This is a genomic window from Lactiplantibacillus sp. 30.2.29, assembly GCF_018991255.1.
Lineage (GTDB): Bacteria > Bacillota > Bacilli > Lactobacillales > Lactobacillaceae > Lactiplantibacillus > Lactiplantibacillus pentosus.
This window is the reverse complement of record NZ_JAGYGU010000082.1, coordinates 1-1658: the sequence shown is the minus strand read 5'-3', so window position 1 is coordinate 1658 and position 1658 is coordinate 1. Positions and strand designations below refer to the sequence as shown.

Annotated in this window: 1 tRNA gene; it reads left to right on the top strand. The window is 40.7% G+C overall.

What is annotated here, in order from left to right:
• The first annotated feature begins 93 nt into the window (after positions 1-93).
• A tRNA-Thr gene (locus tag KGF65_RS16545) sits at positions 94-166 on the top strand.
• The last annotated feature ends 1492 nt before the right edge of the window (positions 167-1658 follow it).

The window sequence follows — 1658 nt, the reverse complement described above, 5'->3', positions numbered from 1 at the left end:
GCTTGACTGTTAATCAAGATGTCGACGGTTCGAGCCCGCCTGTCGGAGTGACATAGATGTTGGCAATTGTGTTAACATCTATTTTTATATCATGCCGGCTTAGCTCAGTTGGTAGAGCATCGGTATCGTAAACCGAGGGTCATCAGTTCGACTCTGGTAGCCGGCACTTGCGAGGTGGGAAGTTGTTCTCACCTTTTTATTTAGCCCAAATTCAAAAATTAGACGGCAGCCTGACATAATCGTGTCAGGCTGCTTTTAGTTAACGGTAATTTTGGGGCAGTTGACCGTAAGCAGTAAATAACCGGCCGCATTCCTAGCATCCGCCATATGGATTATGATTACCTCATCAAATAAATTGGTGAGGTGTTTTTGATAAACAACCGGAAATCGTGCAAAGGACAAGCGTGTTCTAAACTTCTAAAAAACCGAGAAATTTAGAACACGCTTTTGTTATTGAAAACAATCTGAAAGGCATAAATCAACACGGTCAGTTATTTACTGCTTACAGTATTTCGGCAACTGAGACTGAGCAGTCCATCAATCAGATGACAGTCGCAAGGAATAAGCCTGATTGTTGCGTAAGCTTCGGTAGTAAAGTCGATGGCATTTTTATGAAGAACTTGGGCCTAAACCAAGTTGGTCGGCACATCGATATTTGATGTGCCATCATTAACTGATCTGATAACTTTGTTTCGGGCACATCGTCAAGGGTTACTGACGATCGTCACCTGAAACTGCCCGGAGCTCAATCTGACTCATGATTTTATGCTAAAACGGGAGGTGCTAGTTCTAAATCCTCAGAGCTAAATGTAATCTTGCAAGACGTTGCCGGCGACAGGATGCCTTAAACAGTTCATAATAGGCAGCAACGACTGACGTCACGCTTGAATAAGGATGTCGGCTGGTAGGAGAAAACTAACGGGAGATTGGTAATAGCCCGTGTCTGAGACGTGCTTTAGGCTCGCTTCACTGAAGTCATGATATGAGCGCTGGTCTATTGCAGTGTGTTCTCACCCAGCGCTAAAAAATACTTTTCTAGTGCAAATATGTTTTAGTGTACATTATGGGATAATGGCTGGGATAAAAACGCTCACAGATTGATGGTGATGGGGCTTCAATAAGTCTAGTGAAATTGGGACATCCGACAAGCTAATTAGCCTGATAATCACAGTTTGAGGTTTTGTTTAATAAGAATTTTGATGAATTGTCACGTGATTTGACATTTAGCGAGTATTAATTATTTTGTTTTAAATTAGAATTCGATGTATATGCTAATGATAAATAGTCCCCCGTCAGTGCAATGATAATCAGTTTAAAGCGGAATAACGCGGTTTCTGGTTCGTTAATAATTGTGGATGAGAATTCATTTAATGGTTATTAGATTAGAAGATGGTTAGTGCTATTGTTGAATATGATTAAGGCTAGTATAATAGTTATTATGTTTAATTAAGAAACAAAATTTGTTACTTTTAAACGAATACAAACTGGTTATGAAGTTTGGAGGAATCGATATTGGATAAGGAAGAAAAGCTGGATCGGTCGTTCTTTGGCCAACCCCGTGGCTTGCGGACGTTGTTCTTCACTGAAATGTGGGAACGGTTCAGTTATTACGGGATGCGCGCGTTACTGATCTACTATATGTATTACAGTGTCGCTAA